Here is a 24,263-nt window from a genome sequence, read left to right as displayed (position 1 = left end):
CGGGGCATTGGCCAAATCGGCTCGCACACAGTGCGAACGAATAGCCCTTCCAAGGCAGTTCGGGTAAAAGCGCGGTACAGAACATTCCGCTCAGATCGCCTCGCACCCATAAGGAGCCGGCCATGTCCCCGCCGATGTCCGCGAGCACTTTCCTCGACGCCCTGCACGCCGAGGGGCTGACGATCGTCCAGCACGACAAATGGCGTACGCACAACCGCAATGACAAGGGCCCTTGGGGCCCCGTCCACGGCGTGATGATCCACCACACCGCCACCACCGGCGCCGAGAACACCGTCCGCACATGCCGGGAAGGTCACGCCGCCCTGCCGGGCCCGCTCTGCCACGGCGTCATCACCAAGGACGGCAGCGTCCACCTCGTCGGCTACGGTCGCGCCAATCACGCCGGACTCGGCGACGGCGACGTCCTGCGCGCCCTCATCGCGGAGAAGGGGCTCCCGGCGGTCAACGAGTCGAGCACCGATGGAAACCGGCATTTCTACGGCTTCGAGTGCGAAAATCTCGGCGACGGCAAGGACCCGTGGCCGGACGTCCAGCTGGAGGCGGTCGAGAAGGCCACGGCCGCGATCTGCCGCCACCACGGCTGGACGGCGCGCTCGGTCATCGGCCATTTGGAATGGCAGCCGGGAAAGCGCGACCCCCGGGGCTTCTCGATGGACTCGATGCGCGCCCGTGTCCACGAGCGCCTGAAGTGACACCTGCCGTGACACCTGCGTGACACCTCAAGCGGCACCTGAAGTGACAATGGGGGCGTGAACCGGGAAGCGCTCGACCTCACCACTGCCCTGCGACCGCGGCTACCGTCCCCGCTGCGGCGAGTCGAGGACGAGCGCTTCACCCGGCACGGTGTTCGCCTGCTGCTCAAACGCGATGACCTCATCCACCCGGACCTGCCCGGCAACAAATGGCGCAAGCTCGCCCCGAACCTGCGCGCCGCGGGCGGCCGCCCGCTGCTGACCTTCGGCGGCGCGTACTCCAATCACCTGCGCGCGACAGCGGCGGCGGGCCGCCTGCTCGGCTTCCCGACAGTCGGCATAGTGCGCGGCGACGAACTGGCCGCGCGCCCCTTGAACCCGTCACTGTCCCAGTGCGCGGCGGACGGCATGCGGCTCGTCTTCGTGGACCGTACGACGTACCGCGAGAAGGACGTCCCCGAGGTGCGGGAGCGGATCCTGGGATACGTGGGCGACGCGAGGGACCCGAGGGACGCGAGGGACTTCTACGTCGTGCCTGAGGGCGGCAGCAACGCTCTCGCCGCCCAGGGGTGCGCCGCTCTCGGCCACGAGCTCCATGACCCGGGCGCCGACACCATAGACGTCGTCGCCGTCGCCTGCGGGACCGGCGGGACACTCGCCGGGCTCGCCGCCGGCCTCGGCCCCGGGCAGCGCGCCATCGGCTTCCCCGTCCTCAAGGGCGGCTTCCTCGGGGACGCGATACGCGCCCTTCAGTACGAGGCGTTCGGCGGCCCCGCCGGTGACTGGTCCCTGGACGAGCACTTCACCTTCGGCGGATACGCCCGTACCACCCCCGGACTCGACGCCTTCGCCGCGGACTTCGAGGCCCGCCACCGGCTCCCCGTCGAGCGCGTCTACGTCGCCAAGATGCTGTACGGCCTCACCCGGCTCGCCGAGGAGGCCGCCTTCCCGCCCGGCACCACCGTCGCCGCCGTCATCACCGGTACCGGCGCCGCCAGTGCCGTCACCACCGGTCAGAGCCTCTCCTCGCGGTAGGCCGCAGCCTCCTCCAGGTCCAGCCGCCGCAGCAGCGTACGCATCATCTCGTCGTCGATCCGCCGCTGATCCCGCAGTTCCACGAAGACCTCGCGCTCGGCGCTGATCATCTCCCGCGCCAGCCGCCGGTACGTGTCGTCCGCCGACTCCCCGGTCATCTCGTTCACCGTCCCGAGCCGCTCCCAGACCGAGTTCCGGCGCCGCTCCAGCACGGCCCGCAGCCGGTCCGCCAGCGGCTGCGGCAGTGCGTTCCGCTCGTCAGCGAGCAGTTCGTCCAGCCGCCGCTCAGCCGCCGTCGACGCCTCGCTCTGGGCCTGCGCCTCGGCGAGCGTCTCGGCGTACACATCGCGCCCCGGCAGCTTCAGCAGGCGGATCAGCGGCGGCAGCGTCAGCCCCTGCACCACCAGCGTCCCGATCACCGTCGTGAAGGTCAGGAACAGCACCAGGTTCCGCGCCGGGAAGGGCTCGCCATCCGTGATCGTCAGCGGGATCGAGAACGCGATCGCCAGCGAGACGACACCGCGCATGCCCGCCCAGCCGACGATCAGCGCCCCCGACCACCCGGGGTCCGGCTCGCGCTCCCTTATCCGTTTCGACAGGGCGCGCGGCAGAAACGTCGCCGGGTAGACCCACACGAACCGCACCACCACCACGGCCACGAAGACCCCCACCGCGTACGCGAGCGATTCGCCGACCCCGTACCCGCCGAGCCCCTTGAGGACGTGCCGCAGCTGCAGCCCGATCAGCGCGAAGACCGAGGACTCCAGAATGAACGCGACCATCTTCCAGACCGCCGCCTCCTGCAGACGGGTCGCGAAATCGACCTGCCAGGAGCGGTGCCCCAGGTAGAGCGCCACAACGACCACGGCGAGCACCCCGGACGCCCCGACGTGCTCGGCGGCTGCGTACGCGACGAACGGGATGAGCAGCGAGAGCGTGTTCTGCAGGAGCGCTTCCTTCAGATGCGTACGCAGCCAGTGGATCGGCACCATGAGCACCAGGCCGACGCCGACCCCGCCGACGGACGCCAGCGCGAACTCCCCGATGCCGCCCACCCAGCTCGCGCCCTCGCCGACGGCCGCGGCCAGCGCCACCTTGAACGCGGTGATCGCGGTCGCGTCGTTCACCAGGGACTCGCCCTGCAGGATGGTGGTGATCCGGTTCGGCAGGCCGAGCCGCCGGGCGATCGCGGTCGCGGCGACGGCGTCCGGCGGAGCGATCACCGCGCCCAGCACGAGCGCCGCCGTCAGGGGAAGATCCGGCACCAATAGATAGGCGAGATATCCAACCGCGAGGGTCGCGAAAAGGACATAGCCGACCGAGAGCAGCGCGACGGGCCGCACATTCGCCCGTAGATCGAGGTACGAGCTGTCGAGTGCGGCGGTGTGCAGCAGCGGCGGCAGCACCAGCGGGAGCACGATGTGCGGGTCGAGGGTGTAGTCGGGCAAGCCCGGCAGGTACGAGCCGATCAGGCCCGCCGCCACCAGCAGCAGCGGCGCCGGTACGGGTGTCCTGCGGGCCGCCCCGGCGATCGCGGCGCTCACCGCGATCAGCGCCACCAGCGGCAGTGCGTCCATCTCGCCCTCTTTCTCACCTTCGTCGCTTTCGTCTCTTCCGTGCTGAGCGCTTCCGTGCAACGGCCGGCCGCGTCGTAATCTGGCAATCATGAGCGAGTGTCCGCATGTCGCAGAACTGCCGCACCCCGAGCCCGCGCCGCTGGCGGAGACCTGCGCGAAGTGCCTGGCGACCGGCAGCCACCCCGTGCAGTTGCGGCTCTGCCTCGCGTGCGGGTATGTGGGCTGCTGCGACTCCTCGCCCTACCGGCACGCGACCGGCCATTTCAAGGAGACGGGCCATCCGGTGATGCGCAGCTTCGAGCCTGGGGCAGACTGGCGTTGGTGCTTTGTGGACGGTTCGATCGTCTGACGCATGGGTACGTCAACCCTCCGCCCAATCCTCTGAATTGGACGCCACCGACCCCTAGCCACTGTGTGTACTCATATGCTTACCATGAGTGACAGGCGCGGGAGAGGGGTCCCGGCGACAGGGCACCATGGATCGCGATAGCGTCGCGGGGCCAGTACCGGCTACGTACTTGCTACGTGGCAACGGCTTCGGGATCTCCCCTCCCGTAGCCCCGAAAGAGCTTGTGCCACTTTGGAGGTGAGGGTGTCCCAGATCGCAGGCGAGCCCGGGACCAAGGACTTCGTGGAAGTCCGGCTGCCCGCTGCGGGTGCCTACCTGTCTGTGCTGCGTACGGCCACGGCCGGTCTCGCAGCGCGTTTGGACTTCACCCTCGACGAAATCGAGGATTTGCGGATCGCGGTCGACGAGGCGTGCGCGATCCTGCTGCAACAGGCCGTTCCCGGCTCTGTCCTCAGTTGCGTGTTCCAACTCGTCGACGACTCTCTTGAGGTCACGGTGTCGGCGCCCACGACCGACGGCAGGGCGCCGGAGCGCGACACCTTCGCCTGGACAGTGCTCTCCGCGCTGGCCGGCCGGGTCGACGCCACGGTCGCCGAGGACCGTACGGTCTCCATCAGCCTGTACAAACAGCGCGGCGCGGGACCCGGGTCGGCGTGAGGAGCGGGAATGGGGGTGGTCCGGTGCGAGACGAGGAGCGCGGCCCCAGGGTGCTGAGCGCGCCGGCTGACATCCCGGGGCAGGAGGCCCGGCCGCACCCGGTGGACGACATCGGCGGTCAGATGGCCGCGGCGGAGCAGGCGCAGGCAGAGCGGGCGGCCCATATGAGCGAGCACGTGCACGAGAAGCAGCACGATCCACATGACCGCAGTGGTGCGCGGGCGATGTTCATCGAGCTGCGGAAGCTGCCCGACGGCTCGCCGGAGCGGGCGGAGCTGCGCAATCGGCTGGTGCGGATGCATCTGCCGCTGGTGGAGCACCTGGCGCGGCGCTTCCGCAATCGCGGCGAGCCGCTGGACGACCTGACGCAGGTCGCGACGATCGGGCTGATCAAGTCGGTCGACCGGTTCGATCCGGAGCGGGGTGTCGAGTTCTCGACGTACGCGACGCCCACGGTCGTCGGCGAGATCAAGCGACACTTCCGCGACAAGGGCTGGGCGGTCCGGGTGCCGCGCCGGCTGCAGGAGCTGCGGCTCTCCCTGACCACGGCGACGGCCGAGCTCTCCCAGCAGCACGGCCGCTCGCCGACGGTGCACGAGCTGGCCGAGCGCCTGGGCATCTCGGAGGAGGAGGTCCTGGAGGGCCTGGAGTCCGCGAACGCGTACTCCACGCTGTCCCTGGACGTCCCGGACACGGACGACGAGTCCCCGGCGGTGGCGGACACGCTGGGCGCGGAGGACGAGGCGCTGGAGGGCGTCGAGTACCGCGAGTCGCTGAAGCCGCTGCTGGAGGACCTGCCGCCGCGGGAGAAGCGGATTCTGCTGCTGCGGTTCTTCGGCAATATGACGCAGTCGCAGATCGCGCAGGAGGTGGGCATCTCCCAGATGCACGTCTCGCGTCTGCTGGCGCGCACGCTGGCGCAGCTGCGCGAGAGGCTGCTCGTGGAGGAGTAGGGGCGCGTCGGGTTCGACGCGTCGGCGAGCACGAATTCCCGGCGCGCCCGCAGCCTTCGGCCCGTCGACGCCGGACCTCGCCCGGCCGCGCGCGGAATGCCCGGCAGGCGACGGGCCCTCGGTCCGGCAGAGCCCCGCACCCGTACCGGCGCGGCGAAGACCTCACCCGGCCGCGCGCCGCCGCCACCGAGGCGAGGAGCGAGGGGCAAGGCAAGGCCCTACGCGTCCGGCGACGCCGGACCCCGGATGCCCAGGGCTTCCGTTGCCGTAGGGTTGACCAGCAGGACCAGCCCCGTCACCGCGACCGCCGCCAGGACAATGCCCAGCGGGATAAGCGCGCCCGACGCCCGCAGCAGCGTCCAGGCCGGGATCAGTGCCATCAGGTGTGTGATCATCGCCGGGCCACGGCTCCAGCTGCGGCGCAGCAGCAGTCCCCGCGCCGCGATCAGGGGGATCACGCCGAGTGCGATGAGCGTCACTCCGCCCGTCGCCGCCTGTGTAGGGCTGTCCGGCCGGCCGAGCAGCCCCATCAGCAGCATGTAGACGCCGAACCCGGCCAGTGCCAGGCCTTCGAGGCCGGACACCGCCGCGGCGGCGGTCAGGCGGGCAGGGCGGGGAGTCTGGTCATCGCTCACCACAGCAGGGTAGCCCTCCGCAATGGGCCCGGACCGGGGACCGTAGCCCCAGAGGTACGCTGCTTGGCATGCGCGCACTCCTCGTGGTCAATCCGGCGGCAACCACCACCAGTGCCCGCACCCGTGACGTACTGATCCATGCCCTGGCCAGCGAGATGAAGCTGGAAGCCGTCACAACCGAGTACCGCGGGCACGCCCGCGATCTCGGCCGCCGGGCCGCCGAGTCCGACGATATCGAGATGGTCGTCGCCCTCGGCGGCGACGGCACCGTCAACGAGGTCGTCAACGGTCTGCTCCACCACGGCCCCGACCCGGACCGGCTGCCGCGCCTGGCCGTCGTCCCCGGCGGCTCGACGAATGTCTTCGCCCGCGCGCTCGGGCTGCCGAACGACGCCGTGGAGGCCACCGGCGCCATCCTGGACGCGCTCCGCGACCGGACCGAACGCACGGTCGGGCTCGGTCTCGCGGCCGGCACCCCCGGCACGGAGGACGAATCCGTCCCGCCCCGCTGGTTCACCTTCTGCGCCGGGTTCGGTTTCGACGCGGGCGTCGTCGGCCGGGTCGAACAGCAGCGGGAACGCGGCAAGCGGTCCACGCACGCCCTCTACATACGCCAGGTGGTCCGCCAGTTCCTGGACGATCCGCACCGCCGGCACGGCGTGATCACGCTCGACCGCCCCGGCCAGGACCCGGTCACCGGGCTCGCGCTGTCCATCATCTGCAACACCTCCCCCTGGACCTACCTGGGCAATCGTCCGGTGTACGCGTCCCCCACGGCCTCGTTCGACACGGCCCTGGACCTGGTCGCACTGTCCCGTCTTTCGACTTCCGGCGCGGCCCGTTACGCCACCCAGCTGCTCACCTCCAGCCCTGAGCGCGGACCACACGGCAAGCACGCGGTCACTCTCCATGACCTCACAGACTTCACCTTGCATTCAAAGGTTCCACTGCCCTTCCAGATGGACGGTGACCACCTGGGACTGCGTACGAGCGTGACGTTCACAGGCGTACGCCGTGCACTGCGTGTGATTGTGTGAGTGGAAGGCCTGATAGGCCTTTATCTCGAACGTATGGGCTGGGTTCCACCCCATAGAAGTACGGCTGTGACCTAGTCGACACCGAGGAATCAAAAAAAACTTCCAGAAGGGGTTGTATCCGCCGCCGAGGTTTGCGAATCTCTACATGGCGATCGGGACGGCCCGCAACATCGGCCCCACAGACCGCCAGAACCCCTCCCAAGACCCAGGACCACGCCGGGAAGTCGGCCGTTGTCTCTTCCCTCGTGGGGGGATTCGTGAAAGCGTTCACATTCACAAGCACTACTGTATGTAATACCAAGGAGAGGTAGCAGCCATGGACTGGCGTCACAACGCCGTTTGCCGCGAGGAAGACCCGGAGCTCTTCTTCCCCATCGGCAACACTGGTCCTGCGCTGCTGCAGATCGAGGAAGCCAAGGCCGTCTGCCGTCGCTGCCCCGTCATGGAGCAGTGCCTGCAGTGGGCGCTCGAGTCCGGCCAGGACTCCGGCGTCTGGGGTGGCCTCAGCGAGGACGAGCGTCGCGCGATGAAGCGTCGAGCCGCTCGCAATCGGGCGCGTAACGCCAGCGCCTGACGCCCCCCGTACGAACCTTCGCTTGGCGGCGCGTACAGAGAGTACGCACTCACCGCCTCCCGAGCCGCAGCGCGCAGTACCCCGAAGCGCACAGCACCACACAGCACATAAAGCCTTGAGCCCCGGACCGTGTCCTACGGTCCGGGGCTCGCTGCTGTTCTGTTCGTGTTCTGCTCGCCGCTACTGCCTACTACTTCTGTTTCCGCGCCTGTACGGGTATGTCGAGGACCACCCTCGTGCCCCGCTCGGGAGCCGGGACCATGTCGAAGGTGCCGCCCAACTCCCCCTCCACCAGAGTCCGTACGATCTGCAGCCCCAGGTTGCCGGTCCGCTGCGGGTCGAACCCCTCGGGCAGCCCGCAGCCGTCGTCCTGAACGCTGATCAGCAGCCGGCTGGTATCGGCGCGCGGCTCCCCGCGTACCGCCGCGACCTCGACCGAGCCCTGTTCCCCCTGCCCGAAGGCATGTTCCAGGGCGTTCTGCAGCACCTCGGTCAGCACCATGGCCAGCGGCGTGGCGACTTCGGCGTCGAGGATGCCGAAGCGGCCATTGCGGCGGCAGTTGACCTTGCCCGGCGAGATCTCGGCGACCATCGCGATGACCCGGTCGGCGATCTCGTCGAACTCCACACGCTCGTCCAGATTCTGAGACAGCGTCTCATGGACGATGGCGATGGAACCTACGCGCCGTACCGCCTCGTTGAGCGCCTCACGGCCGCCCACGGAGTCCATCCGGCGTGCCTGGAGCCGCAGCAGCGCCGCGACCGTCTGGAGGTTGTTCTTCACCCGGTGGTGGATCTCCCGGATGGTGGCGTCCTTGGTTATCAATTCGCGCTCGCGGCGACGGAGTTCGGTGACGTCCCGGAGCAGTACGAGAGAGCCGATCCGGATTCCCTTGGGTTTGAGCGGGATGGTACGCAACTGGATGACGCCGCCGTTGCCCTCGACCTCGGTCTCGCGGGGCGCGTAGCCGCTCGCGATTTTTTCGAGGGCTTCGTCGACCGGGCCGCGGGACGGGGCGAGTTCGGCGGTGGTCCGGCCGAGGTGGTGTCCGACCAGGTCGGAGGCGAGGCCGAGACGGTGGTACGCGGAGAGGCCGTTGGGGCTGGCGTACTGGACGACGCCGTCCGCGTCGAGCCTGATCAGCCCGTCGCCGACGCGCGGGGACGCGTCCATGTCGACCTGCTGGCCGGGGAAGGGGAAAGAACCCGCGGCGATCATCTGGGCGAGGTCGGAGGCGGACTGGAGGTAGGTCAGCTCCAGCCGGGACGGGGTCCGTACGGTCAGCAGATTGGTGTTGCGGGCGATCACGCCGAGGACGCGGCCCTCGCGGCGTACGGGGATGGACTCGACCCGTACGGGAACCTCCTCGCGCCACTCGGGATCGCCCTCGCGCACGATCCGCCCTTCGTCGAGCGCGGCATCGAGGAGAGGGCGCCGGCCCCGGGGGACGAGGTGGCCGACCATGTCGTCCTGGTAGGAGGTGGGACCGGTGTTGGGGCGCATCTGGGCGACGGAGACGTACCGGGTGCCGTCGCGGGTGGGGACCCAGAGGACGAGGTCGGCGAAGGAGAGGTCGGAGAGCAGCTGCCACTCCGAGACCAGCAGGTGGAGCCACTCGAGGTCGGACTCGGTGAGGGCGGTGTGCTGGTGCACGAGATCGTTCATGGAGGGCACATATGCGAGCGTACCCGGGGGTGAACCGGTTGCTCCGGTCGGCCGTGGTGGAGGGTGGGGCGGGAACTGCTGACTACTTGGCCCGCTGGATGCATGGACAGCGAGGAATGGTCTAGTCCACAATGATTCTGAGCCTCCGCCCTTCCCGCACAGAAGGGTGGAATGGGGTCTTGGCGCTCTCTGCCCTGACTGCGCCGAGGCCTCTGACACGGCGGTGCGGGCGGCCCTTGCTCTACGGGGACGGGCTGCCCCGCACGGCCGGGGAACTCCGGGCTGCGGTGCCGTGCGGGCTGAGGGTCCCGTGACGGCGCCGTGGCCCGCGGGTGTGTTCGGGGGCGTTCGGGGGCGGTGGGCCTGTTCCCGACCCACTTCGCCGCCCCTTTTGGCCTAGTGGGTCTCCGTGATCTTCGCCAGTGCCCTCGGGGCGTCCGGGTCCTGGCCCCGCGCGATCGTAACCTCGTACGCCAGGAGCTGGAGCGGGAGGATCTCCAGGATCGGCTGGAGTTCCTCCGGGACGCCGTCCGTCGGGAGGACAAAACCCGCCGAGGCCGCGTCGACCTGGCGGCGGGGGCCCACGACCACCAGGTCCGCGCCCCGGCCGCGGAGGCGGTTGAGGACCGGCTGGAGGGCGTCGCCGCCCTTGCCGTCCGGGACCACCGCGATGACCGGGGAGATGTTGTCCACCATCGCGAGCGGGCCGTGCAGCAGGTCCGCGCCCGAGTACGACAGGGCCGGTATGTAGCTCGTCTCCATCAGCTTCAGCGCCGCCTCCTTCGCCGTGGGGTAGCCGTAACCCCGCGAAGTGATCACCATCCGCTCGGCGAAACGGTAGCGGGAGGCCAGCTGCCGTACCTCGTCCTGGCGGGACAGGATCCGCGCGGCCAGTTCCGGGAGCGCCTTCGCCGCCGAACCCTCTTCGCCCCGCAGACCCTCCACGAAGAGGTAGAGCGCGAGCAGCGACGCGGTGTACGTCTTCGTCGCCGGGAGCGCCTTCTCCGGGCCCGCCAGGATGTCGATGTGGAACTCCGACACGGCCGCCAGCGGCGAATCCGGGTTGTTGGTCACCGCGAGGGTGATCGCGCCCGCCTCCTGTGCCGCCCTCGCCGAGGCCACCAGGTCCGGTGAGCCGCCCGACTGGCTGACCGTGATGACCAGCACGTCCGTGAGGTCCGGGCGCGCTCCGTACGCCGTCGTCGTGGACATCGACGTCAGCCCGCACGGCAGCCCCAGCCGGATCTCCAGGAGGTACTTCGCGTAGAGCGCGGCGTTGTCCGACGTACCGCGCGCGGCCAGCAGGACGAACCGCGGCTTGCGCGCCGCTATCGACGCCGCTGCCTCGCGGATCCTCAACGCGCCCTCCTCCAGGATGCGCCGCAGCACCGCGGGCTGCTCTGCCATCTCGCCGGACATGATCCGGCCCGGCTGTTCGGACATGCGGGGCGCCTCCCTGTGGCGTGTGGCATCAGACTCTGGGATCAGACTGTGGGATCAGGCATGGCCCGTGATGACCTCCGCGGCTGCCCGTCCGCACACCCGAGCCGCCCCGTGCGTCGCGATGTGCAGCGCTCCCCTCGGCTCCGCCCGGTTCACGCCCATCTCGACCACGACCGTGTCCGGGCGCGCCGTGACCAGGGCGTCCAGCGCGTCCGCCATCCATGGGCGACGGTGGACATCCCGTACTACCGCAACGATCCTACGGGCCGCCGCCGCACTCAGCACATCTCCCACCAGAGCGCGCATATCGGTCACCTCGTCGTACGTGGCGGTCTCCGTGCCCGGCAGCATCGCGGCCAGCTCCGCCGCCACCCCCCACGGCGTCTCGTCCCCCACCGCGATATTCGCCACCGAGGCGAAGGCGGCGACATGGGCGGCGCTCGTCAGCGGTACGTACGGCACGTCACTCACCGTCACCCGCACCGCCCGCCGGGCCGCCACCAGGCCGATGTCGGAGCCGGGCGCGGTCCCCGCCTGGGCGGCCGCGCCCTGCTCCCCGGACCTCTCGGCCACGGCCCTGGCCTTGCGCGTCCAGTCGGCCAGCGCGCGCACGCGCGCCGCCGCGTCGGCCAGCCGCTCCTCGGGCAGTTCACCGTCCCGTACCGCCGTGACCAGTGCGTCGCGCAGCCGCAGCACGATCTCCTCGTCGGCCAGGCCGCCGCCGACGCAGATCGCGTCGGCTCCGGCGGCGATCGCGAGAACGGAGCCGCGCTCGATGCCGTACACCGCCGAAACGGCCCGCATCTCCATGCCGTCGGTGATGATCAGACCCTGATAGCCGAGCTCTTCGCGCAGCAGTCCCGTGAGGATCCGCGGGCTCAGCGTCGCCGGGCGGTGCGGGTCGAGTGCGGGAAGAAGGATGTGCGCGCTCATCACCGCTTTGGAGCCCGCGGTGACGGCGGCGCGGAAAGGAGCCAGCTCACGCGCGTGCAGGGTGTCGAGATCCACATCGATGCGGGGCACCGCGTGGTGTGAGTCCACATTGGTGTCGCCGTGTCCGGGGAAGTGCTTGGTGCACGCGGCCACTCCGGCGGCCTGGAGGCCTTCGATGTACGCGACGGTGTGCCGGGCGGCGAGAGCGGTGTCCGCGCCGAAGGACCTGACGCCGATGACCGGGTTGTCCGGGTTGGAGTTGATGTCGGCGGACGGGGCCCAGTTGAGGTCGACGCCGCACTCAGCGAGCCGGCGGCCGAGCTCGCGGGCAACGGCCCGGGTGAGCTTCGTATCGTCCACCGTTCCCAGCGCGTAGTTGCCGGGGAAGGAGGAACCGGTGCGCACTTCGAGGCGGGTGACGTCGCCGCCCTCCTCGTCGATCGCGACGAGTACGTCGTCCCGCTCCGCCCGTACCTGCGCGGTGAGCGCGGCCAGCTGACCGGGCGAGACGATATTGCGGCCGAACAGGCCCACCGCCGAGAGGCCTTCGCCGATGCGGCGCAGCAGCCAGTCCGGCGCGGCGGTGCCGGTGAAACCCGGCTGGAGGACGGCGAGGGCGTCGCGGGTCAGGGTGTCGGAAGAGCCGCGTACGAGAGTCGTCATGAGGAGGCGTTATCCCTTCACCGCGCCGTCGGTCAGACCACTGACCGCCCTGCGCTGCAGGAAGACGAAGAGGACCAGAATCGGGATCGCGAACAGGGTGGACGCGGCCATGGTGGCGCCCCAGTCGTCGCCGAACTGGGTCTGGAACTGCGAGAGCCACAGCGGCAGCGTCTGGTACTCCGCGTCCTTGTTGAGGATGAGCACCATCGGGAATTCATTCCACGCCGTGATGAAGCCGAAAAGTGAAGTCGACATCAGACCCGGCGCGAGCAGCGGCAGGATCACCTTCATGAACGCCTGCCGGCGCGTGCAGCCGTCGACCATGGCGGACTCCTCCAGCTCCTTGGGCACTGCGGCGACGAAGCCGCGCAGCGTGAGGAGGGTGAAGGGCAGCACCATGACCATGTAGAAAAGGGTCAGCGGGATCAGGCTGTTGAGCATGTCCGCGTCGCGCACGATGAAGTAGATCGCGATGACCATGACTTCCCAGGGCGCCATCTGGGCGACCATGAAGCCGACGATGAAGCCGCGGCGCCCCTTGAAGCGCATCCGGGCGAGCGCGAACGCTCCCGCCAGCGCGAGGAGCAGCGAGAACACCACCGCGAGGATGGTGACGGTGAGGGAGTTGCCGACGAGCGTCCAGAAGTTGTCGGCGGCCAGCGCCGTTCTGAAGTGCTCGAAGGTGATGTCCAACGGGAACCAGACCGGGTCCTCGGAGACGATGTCCGGGGTCGGCTTGAGGGACGTCGCGAACATCCAGTACACGGGGAAGACAAAGCCGATGACGAGTACGACAGCTGTCGCGTTGGGCCAGATACGGCCGGCCAGTGAGCGCTTCACAGCTCGTCCTCCCCTTGCTTGAGCACGATTCGGAGGTAGTACGAGGTCAGGGCGAGCAGGATGACGATGGTGAGCAGCGAAATCGCCGCGCCCATGCCGTAGTGCTGGTTGCCGACGCCCTCCACGAAGGCGTACATGGGCAGGGTCTCGGTGAGCCGGTCCGGGCCGCCCTGGTTGATCGCGAAGACCTGAGTGAAGGACTTGAAGACCCAGATGACCTCAAGGAACGTCGTCGCGAAGAGGAACGGTTTGAGGTAGGGCATGGTCACCGAGGTGAAGCTCTTGACGGGGCCCGCGCCGTCCAGCGACGCGGCTTCGTAGAGCTCCCTGGGGATCGTCGTCGTCGCGGCGTACAGATTGATCGCGACGAACGGAATCGACTGCCAGACGATCAGGACCGTGATCACGAAGAAGGTGGAGAACTGGCTGCCGGTCCAGTTGTACTCCGCCATGGAGTGGAATCCGACCTTGTCGAGGACCCAGTTGACGACGCCGAACCGGGAGGCGAAGAGCCACTGGAAGACGGTGGTTCCGGCGATGAAGGGCATGGCCCAGGCGAGCACCAGGCCGGTCAGCAGGGCGACCCGCATCCGCCGGCCGAGGCGGGCGAGCAGCAGGCCGACCAGGGTGCCGAGGACCATGATCAGTACGACGTTGACGCCGGTGAAGGCGATCGAGCGGCCCGTGACCCGCCAGAAGTCGGAACTGCCCAGGATCTCCTGGTAGTTGTCGACGCCGTTCCACTCGGTGAGGTGCTGGATCAACTGCCTCATATTGAGGTTCTGGAACGACAGCAGGCCGTTCTTGACCATCGGCCAGCCGAGGAACAGCGCGGTGACGGCCACCGGGGGCAGCAGCAGGAGGTAGGGCGCGAGTGCGGCTGCTCTGCCGCGCGGCGGGGGCTTGGCCGGGACCCCGGAGGTCGGGAGTACCTCCGTCGGGCCGGAGGGCGGCCGTTCGGTCTGCACGGTCATGCTCGGCATCTCTTCCTGGGCGGTACGAAGAAGGACGAGGAAGTACGAAGAAGCTGTCGGCTGCCGGGGACGGACCCCCGAGAGGGGGGCCGTCCCCGGCTTCACACCCTTGCTGCTGCTGCGGCTACAGCTGCTGTTACTGCTTCTGCGCGAGGCGCTTGTTGAGTTCGCCCTCGACCTGCTTGGCCGCTTCGGCCGGTGTCTTGCCGTTGAGGACCGCCGTCAGGTACGTCTTGATCGGGTTCGGCGCGTTCTCGACCGCCGCCCACTCGGGGATCAGCGGGGTGGTGCCGCCGACCTTGGCGGACGGTGCGGCGGCTTCCGCGACCGCGTTGCCCGCCAGGTTGGTGTTGAGCGACTCCTTGTTCGGGATGACGCCGTTCAGCTTGGCGAGCTGACCCTCGTACTTGTCGGAGAGCGCGAGCTTGAGGAACGCCTTGGCGAGTTCCTGCTTCTTGCTGCCCTCGGCGACGGCGAGGTTGGAGCCGCCGAGGAAGACGCCCTCGGGCTTGTCGGCGGTGTCACCGGGGATGGTGAAGTAGCCGATGTCCTTCTCGATGGCCGGGTTGGCCTTGATGGCGGTGCCCGCTTCCCAGCCCATGCCGATGAACGCGCCGACCTGGCCCTTGGCGAAGACGTCGGCCTGCTGCGGGGTGGCCTCGTCCTTGTCCTTGGGGGCCTTGGAGTAGGACTGGTACTTCTTGTACAGCTCGGCGGCCTCGGCGATCTTGGGGTCGTCCAGGTTGGAGACCCACTTGTCGCCGTCCTTCTTCACCAGCTCCGCACCCTTGCCGATGGTGAGGCCGTCGAAGAAGTACCAGTTCTGGCCGGGCAGGTAGAGCGGCTCTTTGCCCTTGGCCTTGATCTTGTCGAGGGCGGCGAAGAACTCATCACGGGTCTTCGGCGGGGCGGCGATGCCCGCCTCCTTGAAGACGGCCTTGTTGTAGATGACCACGCGGTTGGCGAAGTACCAGGGGGCGGCGTACTGCTTGCCGTCCACGATCGAGGCCTCGTTCAGGGTCTCGGACCAGTCCGCGCCGATCTCCGTCTTGAGCTCCCCGAGGTCGGCGAGGCCGCCGGTCTTGGCGTAGGCCGCGGTCTGGGTGTTGCCGATTTCGAAGACGTCCGGCGGGCTCTCCTCGGAGAGGGCGGTGGTCAGCTTCTGCTGAATGCCGTTCCACTGCTGGACCTCGAACTTGACCTTCGCGCCGGTCTGCTTCTCGAACTCGGCGGTGAGGTCCTTCTGCCACTGCTCCGGCGTGGAACCGTCCATCGCCCAGACCGTCAGCGTCTGGCCCTTGAAGCCCTCGGCCCCGGCCCCGGCTTTCTTCTCGGTGCTGCCGCTGTCGTCCGAGCCACAGGCAACAATGCCGACCATCATGCCCGCGACACCTATTGCCGCGATGAGCTTGCGCTTCACGCCACCCTCCTCAGGGATGCCTGCAACCCCTGCCCTCCGCGAAGACACACGTCGAGTACTGCCCGTGGGGCTGGGATCTGGTCTTTAATGGTTTAGACCAGTAGCCGGAGCTTGGCCTAGACCTATAGAGGTGTCAAGACTCGACAAGAGGGGCTTTACGGTCCGTTACCGGACCGACACCTGGGAGAGGGCCACGAGTGGTGAGCGGTACGTGCCACGATGTGAGCCGCGACAGACGGAGGAGCCGGTGACGGCAGCAGCACAGAAGTCGGGAAGGCGGGCCATGGCCACGGACGGGGGTGGCACGGAGACCGAAGGCGGCGCGCAGAACCGCACCGCGCGCGTGCCCAAGTACTACCGGCTCAAGCGCCACTTGCTCGATATGACCGAAACGATGCCCCCCGGTACCCCCGTGCCGCCGGAGCGCACGCTCGCCGCCGAATTCGACACCTCACGTACGACGGTGCGCCAGGCCCTCCAGGAACTGGTCGTCGAAGGCCGCCTGGAGCGCATCCAGGGCAAGGGCACATTCGTCGCCAAGCCCAAGGTCTCGCAGGCCCTCCAGCTGACCTCGTACACCGAGGACATGCGCGCCCAGGGCCTGGAGCCCACCTCGCAGCTGCTGGACATCGGCTACGTCACGGCCGACGACACCCTCGCAGGGCTGCTGGACATCACGACCGGTGGACGGGTGCTGCGGATCGAGCGGCTGCGGCTCGCGAGCGGCGAACCGATGGCGATCGAGACGACCCACCTGTCGGCGAAACGCTTCCCCGCGCTGCGGCGCAGCCTCGTCAAGTACACCTCCCTCTATACGGCGTTGGCGGAGGTGTACGACGTCCACCTGGCGGAGGCCGAGGAGACGATCGAGACGTCGCTCGCCAACCCGCGCGAGGCGGGGCTGCTCGGTACGGACGTGGGGCTGCCGATGCTGATGCTCTCGCGCCACTCGATCGACGCGCGGGGCGAGCCGGTGGAGTGGGTGCGCTCGGTGTACCGCGGCGACCGGTACAAATTCGTGGCGCGGCTGAAGCGGCCCAACGGCTGACAGCCTGGCTGCTGGTTGCGTAGCGGGGATTCCGCAGGTGGCGCGCGTGCTGCCGGAGCCGGGCGGGCGCGGGAGGCCGCCGTCGCACGGACCGGCAGACCGTTGCGGGACCGATATACGGACGGGGGGTGACTCCGACCGGAACCGTCGCTTACATTTCCTGCGCGTTACACACAGGCGATAGCGAGGGGACGAGCCACGATGCCAGAGCCGTCAGCGCCACCGAACACTCCGTCTCCGCCCAGAGGCCTGCCTCCGAAGTCGATCGCCATCTGGTCGCTTGTCGCTCTTGTAAGCGCGGCCGGCTGGGGTGTGCTCGCCCTCTCCCGCGGCGAAGAGATCTCGGCCGCCTGGATGCTCGCCGCCGCCCTCGGCTCGTATGCGATCGCCTACCGCTTCTACTCGCGCTTCATCGCCAACCGCGTACTGAAGGTCGACAAGACCCGGGCCACCCCCGCCGAGCGGCTCGACAACGGCATCGACTTCCATCCGACCGACCGGCGTGTGCTCTTCGGCCACCACTTCGCGGCGGTCGCGGGCGCGGGCCCGCTGGTCGGCCCGGTGCTCGCCGCGCAGATGGGCTATCTGCCGGGCACCATCTGGATCATCGTCGGCGTCATCTTCGCCGGCGCCGTCCAGGACATGGTCACGCTCTTCTTCTCCACCCGCCGCAACGGCCGCTCGCTCGGCCAGATGGCCCGGGACGAGATCGGCCCCTTCGGCGGAGCGGCGGCACTGATCGCGGTCTTCGCGATCATGATCATCCTGCTGGCCGTGCTCGCCCTGGTCATCGTCAACGCCCTGGCGCACTCGCCGTGGGGCGTCTTCTCCATCGGCATGACCATCCCGATCGCCCTGCTCATGGGCGTCTACCTGCGGGTACTGCGCCCCGGCAAGGTCACCGAGGTCTCGGTCATCGGCGTCGCGCTGCTGCTGCTCGCCATCGTCGCGGGCGGCTGGGTCGCCGAGTCGTCGCTCGCCGACACCTTCACGCTGGAGCCGAGCACGCTGGTCATCTGGATGATCGTGTACGGCTTCCTGGCCTCCGTACTGCCCGTATGGATGCTGCTCGCGCCGCGCGACTACCTCTCGACCTTTATGAAGGTCGGCACGATCGGCCTGCTCGCGGTCGGCGTCTTCGTCTCCCTGCCGACGCTGAAGATGCCCGCCGTCACCGATTTCGCGAGCCGCGGCGACGGTCCGGTCTTCGCCGGGTCGATGTTCCCGTTCGTCTTCATCACCATCGCCTGCGGCGCGCTCTCCGGCTTCCACTCCCTGGTCTCCTCGGGCACCACCCCGAAGATGGTCCAGAAGGAGACCCAGATCCGGATGATCGGATACGGGGCCATGCTGACCGAGTCGTTCGTCGCCATCATGGCGATGATCACGGCCTGCATCATCGACCCCGGTCTGTACTTCGCGATCAACTCTCCGGCGGGCGTGGTCGGGACCACGGTCCAGTCCGCCTCCGAGGCAGTCACGAACTTCGGCTTCTCCATCGGGCCCGACGCGCTGGCGAAGGCGGCATCGGACGTCGAGGAGGCCTCGCTGCTGTCGCGGACCGGCGGCGCGCCGACCTTCGCGCTCGGCATGTCGGAGATATTCTCCGCGGTCATCGGCGGCACGGGCATGAAGGCGTTCTGGTACCACTTCGCGATCATGTTCGAGGCGCTGTTCATCCTCACGACGGTGGACGCGGGCACCCGGGTCGGCCGCTTCATGCTCCAGGACATGCTGGGCAACGTCTACAAGCCCTTCCGCCAGGTCAGCTGGAAGCCGGGCGTCTGGTTCGCCAGCGCGGTCGTCGTCGGCGGCTGGGGCTACTTCCTCTGGGTCGGCGTGCACGACCCGCTGGGTGGCATCAACCAGCTGTTCCCGCTGTTCGGCATCGCCAACCAGCTGCTGGCGGCGGTGGCACTGGCCGTCTGCACCACGCTGCTGGTCAAGTCCGGCCGCCTCAAGTGGGCGTGGGTCACCGCCGTACCGCTCGCCTGGGACGCCGCTGTCACGCTCACCGCGAGCTGGCAGAAGATCTTCTCGGCGGACCCGCGCGTGGGCTTCTTCGCGCAGCGGGACAAGTACCAGACGGGCATCGACGCCGGGGAAGTGCTGCCGCCCGCCAAATCCATGGACGACATGCACACCGTCGTCACCAACTCCACGGTCGACGGCGTGCTCTGCGCGCTCTTCGCCGTCCTCATCATCGTGGTGATCGCGGACGCGGCACGGGTCTGCGTCAAGGCCGTACGCGACCCCGCGAGCATCAAGCTGTCCGAGGTCCCGCACACCGAATCGAAGCTGGTCGCACCCGCCGGGATGTTCCCCACGCCGGAGGAGAAGGCGGAGCTGGTGGCGGCCGGGGTCGGCCCCGAGGGCGGCATCCGCAAGAACAGCGGCGGCACTGACGACGAGGTGTCGGCAGGGACGGGCTCGGCATGAACAGGCTCGACATGACCGCGGTGAAGCGCCGCGCCGTGGGCTGGGTGCGGTGGGTGCGCTGGTATGTGCGCGAGGTGTCGGGCGAGGCGACGTACGACAAGTACGTCGCCCACGCCCGGGCCTGCGATCCGGTGACCCGGGTCATGACGCGGCGCGAGTTCGAGCGCAGCAGGACCGACGCGCGGGAAGCGGATCCGCGGGACGGGTTCCGCTGCTGCTGAACCCGGCCCGACCCGACCGTACGACGGGCCGCCGCGTTCCCACACGGGAGTGCGGCGGCCCGTTGCCGTCAGCGCACCCACTCCTTCAGGGCTTCGGTCTCCAGCGTGATCCCCACGGGGTCGGGCAGGGAAACCGTCTTGCCGAACGGGACGGTATGGGCGTTCTCGTACCGGACCCCGTCGGGCTCGCTGAAGACCGTCACTGCGCAGTTGTCCCGGTCGATCAGGAGATACAGCGGGATGCCGGTCTCGGCGTAAGCACGGGGCTTCTCCACGCGGTCCCGCTGGTCGGTGTCGGAGTCGTACGAGGTGACCTCCACGACCATCAGCACCGGGTCGGGGTTGGCCCACTCACCTTCACCGACGAAGGCGTCGCTGGGCGCGAAAGAGCCGTCCGGTCGGGCGCGGCCCTTGCGGTAGGCCTGCACCTGCAGCCCCTGGTCGGGGTGAAGCCACAATTCGGGCCGCGACTGCAGGCAGATGCGCGTCAGCCATTGAATGATCCGCCCGTGGTCGCCGTCCGGCCCTACCCTGCTCCTCAGCTTCCCGTCGATCAGCTCCAGCAGCACGCCCTCGGTCGTGCGGGCGAGTATGCGAGTGGCTTCGTCGAACTCCTCGGGGAACAGGTGCGGCCGGTCGCCCATCACTGTCATGCGTCCACCTCCTTGCGCTGCCGACGATAGCGGAGGGGTACGACAATCGCCGGTTCCGTGAGCCCACAACACAACATGTGGGGGGTACTTGAGCGATCCTCCCCCACATGTATGCTCATGCTCGCTGTCGCCGCAGGGGAATCCGGTGCGAATCCGGGACTGTCCCGCAACGGTGCACCGGTGCGCACACCCGCACCCGGGAGTCCGAATACCTGCCGACAGCGCACCCGGCTCGACCGAACCGGGTGCCCAGACGTCCGGGCCTCGCGGTTGGGCCGGTGGACGCCGTACCGCGTGCTGTCCGACTCCGGGCACCGACACGCCCGTACGGCCTCACCACCCGCCGCCGGCCCAGAGCCGAGCGAGGGAGAGCACCACGTGACCATCGCGCCAGCCGATCCGGCTTCAGGCATTTCCGGTATTTCCGAGCAGATGGGCGACGGCCCCGGGACCGTATTGCTGCGGACCCTGACCGAGCTCACCGCCGATCTGACGGACACCGACCCCGGACGCGTCGCCGCCGCCGCGCTGCGTGGCCGGCACGCCGGGTCGGACGCGGCCGAGCTGCGGAGCCTCGCCACCGACGCCGCCGCCGGGCTGATCGCCGAGGACCCCGCGTACTCCCGGCTCGCCGCCCGCCTGCTGACCCGTCACATCGCCGACGAAGCCGCCGGGCAGGGCGCGGTGGCCTTCTCCGCCTCGGTCGCCGTCGGGCACCGCGAGGGCCTGATCGCCGACCGTACGGCCGCGTTCGTGACGCTGTACGCCGACCGCCTGGACGCCCTCATCGACCAGGCCGCCGACGACCGCTTCGGCTACTTCGGTCTGCGCACCCTCTACAGCCGTTACCTGCTCCGCCACCCCCTCACCCGGCAGGTCATCGAGACCCCGCAGCACTTCATGCTGCGCGTCGCCTGCGGGCTCGCCGAGGACGAGAGCGCCCACGCGCTGGACGAAGTCGCCGCGCTGTACCGCCTGATGAGCCGGCTCGACTACCTCCCCTCCTCCCCCACCCTCTTCAACTCCGGCACCCGCCACCCGCAGATGTCCTCCTGCTATCTCCTGGACTCTCCGCTGGACGAGCTCGACTCGATCTACGACCGCTACCACCAGGTGGCCCGGCTCTCCAAGCACGCGGGCGGCATCGGCCTCTCGTACTCCCGTATCCGCTCCCGCGGTTCGCTGATCCGGGGCACCAACGGCCACTCCAACGGCATCGTCCCGTTCCTCAAGACCCTCGACGCCTCGGTCGCCGCGGTGAACCAGGGCGGCCGGCGCAAGGGCGCCGCCGCCGTCTACCTGGAGACCTGGCACTCCGACATCGAGGAGTTCCTGGAGCTGCGCGACAACACCGGTGAGGACGCCCGGCGTACACACAACCTGAACCTCGCGCACTGGATCCCGGACGAGTTCATGCGGCGCGTCGACGCCGACACCGACTGGTCGCTGTTCTCGCCCGCCGACACGCCGGAACTGGTCGACCTGTGGGGCGACGAGTTCGACGCCGCGTACCGCAAGGCCGAGGCCGCCGGTCTGGCGCAGAAGACCATGCCCGCCCGGGAGCTGTACGGCCGCATGATGCGTACGCTCGCGCAGACCGGCCAAGGCTGGATGACCTTCAAGGACGCCGCCAACCGGACGGCCAACCAGACGGCGGAGCCGGGTCACACCGTGCACTCCTCGAACCTCTGCACCGAGATCCTGGAGGTGACGGACGACGGGGAGACGGCCGTCTGCAACCTGGGTTCGGTCAACCTGGGCGCGTTCGTCGCCGACGGGGGCATCGACTGGGAGCGGCTGGACGAGACCGTCCGTACCGCCGTCACGTTCCTCGACCGGGTGGTCGACATCAACTTCTACCCGACCGAGCAGGCCGGGCGCTCCAACGCCAAGTGGCGCCCGGTGGGCCTGGGGGCGATGGGTCTCCAGGACGTCTTCTTCCAGCTGCGTCTGCCTTTCGACTCGCCCGAGGCGAAGGCCCTCTCTACGAAGATCGCCGAGCGGATGATGCTCGCGGCGTACGAGGCGTCCTGCGCACTCGCCGAGCGCCCCCAAGCACCTTCGACAAGCTCCGGTGCAGGGGGGACCCCCATCGGCCCGCTGCCCGCCTGGTCGAAGACGCGCGCGGCCCGTGGCGTGCTGCACCCCGACCACTACGACACCGAGCTGAACTGGCCGGAGCGCTGGGACGCCCTGCGCGCCCGCGTCGCCCGCACCGGCATGCGCAACTCCCTGCTGCTGGCCATCGCGCCGACCGCGACCATCGCCTCCATCGCCGGGGTGTACGAGTGCATCGAGCCGCAGGTCTCCAACCTCTTCAAGCGCGAGACGCTGAGCGGTGAGTTCCTCCAGGTCAACGGCTATCTGGTGGAGGAGCTGAAGAAGCTGGGCGTGTGGGACGCGCAGTCGCGTGAGGCGCTGCGCGAGTCCAGCGGCTCGGTGCAGGGCTTCAGCTGGATCCCGGCGGAGGTCCGCGCGCTGTACCGCACGGCGTGGGAGCTCCCGCAGCGCGGCCTGATCGACATGGCGGCGGCACGTACGCCGTTCCTGGACCAGTCGCAGTCGCTGAACCTGTTCCTGGAGACGCCGACGATCGGCAAGCTCAGCTCGATGTACGCGTACGCCTGGAAGCAGGGCCTGAAGACGACGTACTACCTGCGCTCGCGCCCGGCGACACGGATCGCCCGCGCGGCTGCGGCGACGGCCCCCGTCCCCGTCCCCGTCCAACAGACCCCTGAAGCGGCGGACGCACTCGCCTGCTCCCTTGAGAACCCCGAATCCTGCGAGGCCTGCCAGTAATGAGCTCCACCAAGAACCTTCTCGACCCGGGCTTCGAACTGACCCTGCGGCCCATGCGCTACCCGGACTTCTACGAGCGCTACCGCGACGCGATCAAGAACAGCTGGACGGTGGAGGAGGTCGACCTCCACTCCGACGTGAGCGACCTCGCCAAGCTGTCGCCCGGCGAGCAGCACATGATCGGCCGGCTGGTCGCGTTCTTCGCGACGGGCGACTCGATCGTGTCGAACAACCTGGTGCTCACGCTCTACAAGCACATCAACTCCCCCGAGGCGCGGCTGTATCTGTCGCGCCAGCTCTTCGAGGAGGCCGTGCACGTCCAGTTCTATCTGACGCTGCTGGACACCTACCTCCCCAATCCGGAGGACCGGGCCGCCGCCTTCGACGCGGTCGAGGAGATCCCGTCCATCCGCGAGAAGGCGCAGTTCTGCTTCAAGTGGATGGACTCGGTCGAGAAGATCGACCGCTTGGAGTCGAAGGCCGACCGCCGCCGCTTCCTGCTGAATCTGATCTGCTTCGCGGCCTGCATCGAGGGGCTGTTCTTCTACGGCGCGTTCGCGTACGTGTACTGGTTCCGGTCGCGCGGTCTGCTGCACGGCCTGGCGACCGGCACCAACTGGGTGTTCCGGGACGAGACGTGCCACATGGACGCCGCGTTCTCGTTCGTCGACACCGTACGCAAGGAAGAGCCCGATCTCTTCGACGAGGAACTCGGCCGGCAGATCACCGACATGATCAAGGAGGCCGTCGAGGCGGAGCTCCAGTTCGGCCGCGATCTGTGCGGCGAGGGCCTGCCCGGCATGAACACCGAGTCGATGCGCGACTACCTTCAGTGCGTTGCCGACCAGCGCCTGCTGCGCCTCGGCCTCGCGCCGGTGTACGGCTCGGAGAACCCGTTCTCGTTCATGGAGCTGCAGGGCGTCCAGGAGCTGACCAACTTCTTCGAGCGCCGTCCGTCCGCGTACCAGGTGGCGGTCGAGGGCTCGGTCGGCTTCGACGACGACTTCTGAGCCCGGTGATTCTCCTCGCACGTACGCGCCCGATGGCGTGCGCCGCGGCTGTGCTGACCGTCGCCGCCGGCCTGGGAGTCAGGTCCGCGGCGACGGGCGTCTTCGCCAAGTACGCGGGGGACGCGCTGTACACCGTGCTGATCCACACCCTTGTGGTCTTCCTCGTCCCGCGTCTGAAGCCGCCGGCCGCCGCGGGGATCGCGCTCGGGTTCAGCTGCGCGGTGGAGGTGTTCCAGCTCACCGGAATTCCGGCCTCCCTGGCGAGCCACAGCACTGTGGCCCGGCTGGTGCTGGGCACCTCCTTCAACGCTCCCGATCTGCTCTGGTACGCGGTCGGGGCGGGTGTCGGCTGGGCCGCTCACACCGCGTATCGCTTGTGCGCGAGCTCCTGACGCCGGGTGGCGGCGGCCCGCCCCGACCGGGGCACGGCAGTCGTCGGAACGGTCGTCGGGGCGGGGCGCTCCGCCTGGCGGAGTTGTCGGTCGATGGCGCGGTCCCTGGCGTGGCCGACCAGCGACGGAAGGAGGACGAGGACGGCGAGGGCGAGGACGACGAGGTAGCTGAGGAATGTGTTCATGTCCTCTACTGTCGTCCTGCCGCGGCGAAAAAATCAGTGGCAGGACT

At 68.9% G+C, this 24,263-nt stretch carries 23 protein-coding genes and 1 riboswitch; of the genes, 13 read left to right on the top strand and 10 right to left on the bottom strand.

The window, feature by feature from the left end; translation table 11 throughout:
• Positions 1 to 122 precede the first annotated feature (122 nt).
• Together ACIHCQ_RS06510 and ACIHCQ_RS06505 are read left to right on the top strand one after the other, a co-directional pair.
• A complete protein-coding gene (locus ACIHCQ_RS06510; protein WP_399658541.1) occupies positions 123 to 713 on the top strand; it encodes an N-acetylmuramoyl-L-alanine amidase in 591 nt (196 codons plus the stop codon).
• A gap of 57 nt (positions 714 to 770) precedes the next feature.
• On the top strand, positions 771 to 1,748 hold the full coding sequence (locus ACIHCQ_RS06505; protein WP_399658540.1) for a 1-aminocyclopropane-1-carboxylate deaminase/D-cysteine desulfhydrase: 978 nt from the start codon (positions 771 to 773) through the stop codon (positions 1,746 to 1,748).
• Here ACIHCQ_RS06505 and ACIHCQ_RS06500 read toward each other — a convergent pair.
• Positions 1,727 to 3,325, bottom strand: coding sequence for a Na+/H+ antiporter (locus ACIHCQ_RS06500; RefSeq protein ID WP_399658539.1), 1,599 nt, complete (start codon positions 3,323 to 3,325; stop codon positions 1,727 to 1,729). The two genes, ACIHCQ_RS06505 and ACIHCQ_RS06500, sit on opposite strands and share 22 nt — an antisense overlap.
• An 88-nt stretch (positions 3,326 to 3,413) precedes the next feature.
• On the opposite strand from ACIHCQ_RS06500, the gene ACIHCQ_RS06495 reads away from it, so the two are divergent.
• From ACIHCQ_RS06495 to ACIHCQ_RS06485, 3 genes are all read left to right on the top strand, one after another.
• The gene (locus ACIHCQ_RS06495; RefSeq protein ID WP_399658538.1) at positions 3,414 to 3,674 is read left to right on the top strand and encodes a UBP-type zinc finger domain-containing protein; all 261 of its coding nucleotides are present in this window, start codon (positions 3,414 to 3,416) and stop codon (positions 3,672 to 3,674) included.
• Positions 3,675 to 3,917: 243 nt separating this feature from the next.
• On the top strand, positions 3,918 to 4,331 hold the full coding sequence (locus tag ACIHCQ_RS06490) for an anti-sigma regulatory factor (RefSeq protein WP_399658536.1): 414 nt from the start codon (positions 3,918 to 3,920) through the stop codon (positions 4,329 to 4,331).
• Positions 4,328 to 5,284, top strand: a complete 957-nt coding sequence (locus ACIHCQ_RS06485) for an RNA polymerase sigma factor SigF (RefSeq protein ID WP_399658534.1) — start codon at positions 4,328 to 4,330, stop codon at positions 5,282 to 5,284. The genes ACIHCQ_RS06490 and ACIHCQ_RS06485 overlap by 4 nt, the downstream gene beginning before the upstream one ends.
• A 218-nt stretch (positions 5,285 to 5,502) precedes the next feature.
• On the opposite strand, the gene ACIHCQ_RS06480 is transcribed toward ACIHCQ_RS06485, so the two are convergent.
• Positions 5,503 to 5,919, bottom strand: coding sequence for a hypothetical protein (locus ACIHCQ_RS06480; protein ID WP_399658532.1), 417 nt, complete (start codon positions 5,917 to 5,919; stop codon positions 5,503 to 5,505).
• Positions 5,920 to 5,987: 68 nt separating this feature from the next.
• Between ACIHCQ_RS06480 and ACIHCQ_RS06475 the strand changes: the two genes are divergently transcribed.
• Positions 5,988 to 6,956: a diacylglycerol/lipid kinase family protein gene (locus ACIHCQ_RS06475; protein WP_399658531.1), complete on the top strand. Its 969-nt coding sequence runs from the start codon at positions 5,988 to 5,990 to the stop codon at positions 6,954 to 6,956.
• Between the two features lie 316 nt (positions 6,957 to 7,272).
• A complete protein-coding gene (locus ACIHCQ_RS06470; RefSeq protein ID WP_003953983.1) occupies positions 7,273 to 7,530 on the top strand; it encodes a WhiB family transcriptional regulator in 258 nt (85 codons plus the stop codon).
• 190 nt (positions 7,531 to 7,720) lie between these two features.
• On the opposite strand, the gene ACIHCQ_RS06465 is transcribed toward ACIHCQ_RS06470, so the two are convergent.
• The 6 genes from ACIHCQ_RS06465 to ACIHCQ_RS06440 all read right to left on the bottom strand — a co-directional run bounded on the left by ACIHCQ_RS06465 (position 7,721) and on the right by ACIHCQ_RS06440 (position 15,469).
• Positions 7,721 to 9,196: a sensor histidine kinase gene (locus tag ACIHCQ_RS06465; protein WP_399658670.1), complete on the bottom strand. Its 1,476-nt coding sequence runs from the start codon at positions 9,194 to 9,196 to the stop codon at positions 7,721 to 7,723.
• Positions 9,197 to 9,592: 396 nt separating this feature from the next.
• The gene (locus ACIHCQ_RS06460) at positions 9,593 to 10,639 is read right to left on the bottom strand and encodes an SIS domain-containing protein (RefSeq protein ID WP_399658529.1); all 1,047 of its coding nucleotides are present in this window, start codon (positions 10,637 to 10,639) and stop codon (positions 9,593 to 9,595) included.
• Positions 10,640 to 10,693: 54 nt separating this feature from the next.
• The gene (locus ACIHCQ_RS06455) at positions 10,694 to 12,235 is read right to left on the bottom strand and encodes a glycoside hydrolase family 3 protein (RefSeq protein ID WP_399658527.1); all 1,542 of its coding nucleotides are present in this window, start codon (positions 12,233 to 12,235) and stop codon (positions 10,694 to 10,696) included.
• Between the two features lie 9 nt (positions 12,236 to 12,244).
• Positions 12,245 to 13,075: a carbohydrate ABC transporter permease gene (locus tag ACIHCQ_RS06450; RefSeq protein ID WP_399658526.1), complete on the bottom strand. Its 831-nt coding sequence runs from the start codon at positions 13,073 to 13,075 to the stop codon at positions 12,245 to 12,247.
• Positions 13,072 to 14,049 carry a carbohydrate ABC transporter permease gene (locus ACIHCQ_RS06445; RefSeq protein ID WP_399658525.1) on the bottom strand — a complete coding sequence of 326 codons (978 nt, stop codon included), beginning with the start codon at positions 14,047 to 14,049 and terminating at the stop codon, positions 13,072 to 13,074. Before ACIHCQ_RS06445 ends, ACIHCQ_RS06450 begins: the two co-directional genes overlap by 4 nt.
• A gap of 136 nt (positions 14,050 to 14,185) precedes the next feature.
• Positions 14,186 to 15,469: an extracellular solute-binding protein gene (locus tag ACIHCQ_RS06440; protein WP_399658523.1), complete on the bottom strand. Its 1,284-nt coding sequence runs from the start codon at positions 15,467 to 15,469 to the stop codon at positions 14,186 to 14,188.
• 283 nt (positions 15,470 to 15,752) lie between these two features.
• Between ACIHCQ_RS06440 and ACIHCQ_RS06435 the strand changes: the two genes are divergently transcribed.
• The 3 genes from ACIHCQ_RS06435 (at position 15,753) to ACIHCQ_RS06425 (ending at position 19,177) form a co-directional block, all read left to right on the top strand.
• Positions 15,753 to 16,517 (top strand): GntR family transcriptional regulator, encoded by a 765-nt coding sequence (locus tag ACIHCQ_RS06435; RefSeq protein WP_399658669.1) that lies wholly within the window; start codon positions 15,753 to 15,755, stop codon positions 16,515 to 16,517.
• 201 nt (positions 16,518 to 16,718) lie between these two features.
• Positions 16,719 to 18,956, top strand: a complete 2,238-nt coding sequence (locus ACIHCQ_RS06430) for a carbon starvation CstA family protein (protein ID WP_399658521.1) — start codon at positions 16,719 to 16,721, stop codon at positions 18,954 to 18,956.
• Positions 18,953 to 19,177: a YbdD/YjiX family protein gene (locus ACIHCQ_RS06425; RefSeq protein WP_399658519.1), complete on the top strand. Its 225-nt coding sequence runs from the start codon at positions 18,953 to 18,955 to the stop codon at positions 19,175 to 19,177. Before ACIHCQ_RS06430 ends, ACIHCQ_RS06425 begins: the two co-directional genes overlap by 4 nt.
• Before the next feature lie 68 nt (positions 19,178 to 19,245).
• Here the strand turns inward: ACIHCQ_RS06425 and ACIHCQ_RS06420 are convergent, their stop codons facing one another.
• Positions 19,246 to 19,830: a Uma2 family endonuclease gene (locus ACIHCQ_RS06420; protein ID WP_399658518.1), complete on the bottom strand. Its 585-nt coding sequence runs from the start codon at positions 19,828 to 19,830 to the stop codon at positions 19,246 to 19,248.
• 104 nt (positions 19,831 to 19,934) lie between these two features.
• Positions 19,935 to 20,065, top strand: a riboswitch (cobalamin riboswitch).
• Positions 20,066 to 20,208: 143 nt separating this feature from the next.
• Here ACIHCQ_RS06420 and ACIHCQ_RS06415 point away from each other — a divergent pair.
• Genes ACIHCQ_RS06415 through ACIHCQ_RS06405 form a run of 3 tightly spaced genes read left to right on the top strand, consistent with a single transcriptional unit; the run spans position 20,209 to position 24,031 of the window.
• On the top strand, positions 20,209 to 22,629 hold the full coding sequence (locus ACIHCQ_RS06415) for a ribonucleoside-diphosphate reductase subunit alpha (protein ID WP_399658517.1): 2,421 nt from the start codon (positions 20,209 to 20,211) through the stop codon (positions 22,627 to 22,629).
• The gene (locus tag ACIHCQ_RS06410) at positions 22,629 to 23,639 is read left to right on the top strand and encodes a ribonucleotide-diphosphate reductase subunit beta (protein ID WP_399658516.1); all 1,011 of its coding nucleotides are present in this window, start codon (positions 22,629 to 22,631) and stop codon (positions 23,637 to 23,639) included. The genes ACIHCQ_RS06415 and ACIHCQ_RS06410 overlap by 1 nt, the downstream gene beginning before the upstream one ends.
• Positions 23,640 to 23,671: 32 nt before the next feature.
• Positions 23,672 to 24,031: a DUF2809 domain-containing protein gene (locus tag ACIHCQ_RS06405; protein WP_399658668.1), complete on the top strand. Its 360-nt coding sequence runs from the start codon at positions 23,672 to 23,674 to the stop codon at positions 24,029 to 24,031.
• Here ACIHCQ_RS06405 and ACIHCQ_RS06400 read toward each other — a convergent pair.
• Positions 23,998 to 24,216, bottom strand: coding sequence for a hypothetical protein (locus ACIHCQ_RS06400; protein WP_399658514.1), 219 nt, complete (start codon positions 24,214 to 24,216; stop codon positions 23,998 to 24,000). The genes ACIHCQ_RS06405 and ACIHCQ_RS06400 overlap by 34 nt on opposite strands.
• Between the last annotated feature and the right edge of the window lie 47 nt (positions 24,217 to 24,263).

Origin of the sequence: Streptomyces sp. NPDC052236, from assembly GCF_044548015.1 — a bacterium.
In the GTDB taxonomy this organism is placed as follows: Bacteria; Actinomycetota; Actinomycetes; order Streptomycetales; family Streptomycetaceae; genus Streptomyces.
Note: the sequence above shows the minus strand (reverse complement) of the source record. Positions and strands in the feature narration are given on the sequence as shown.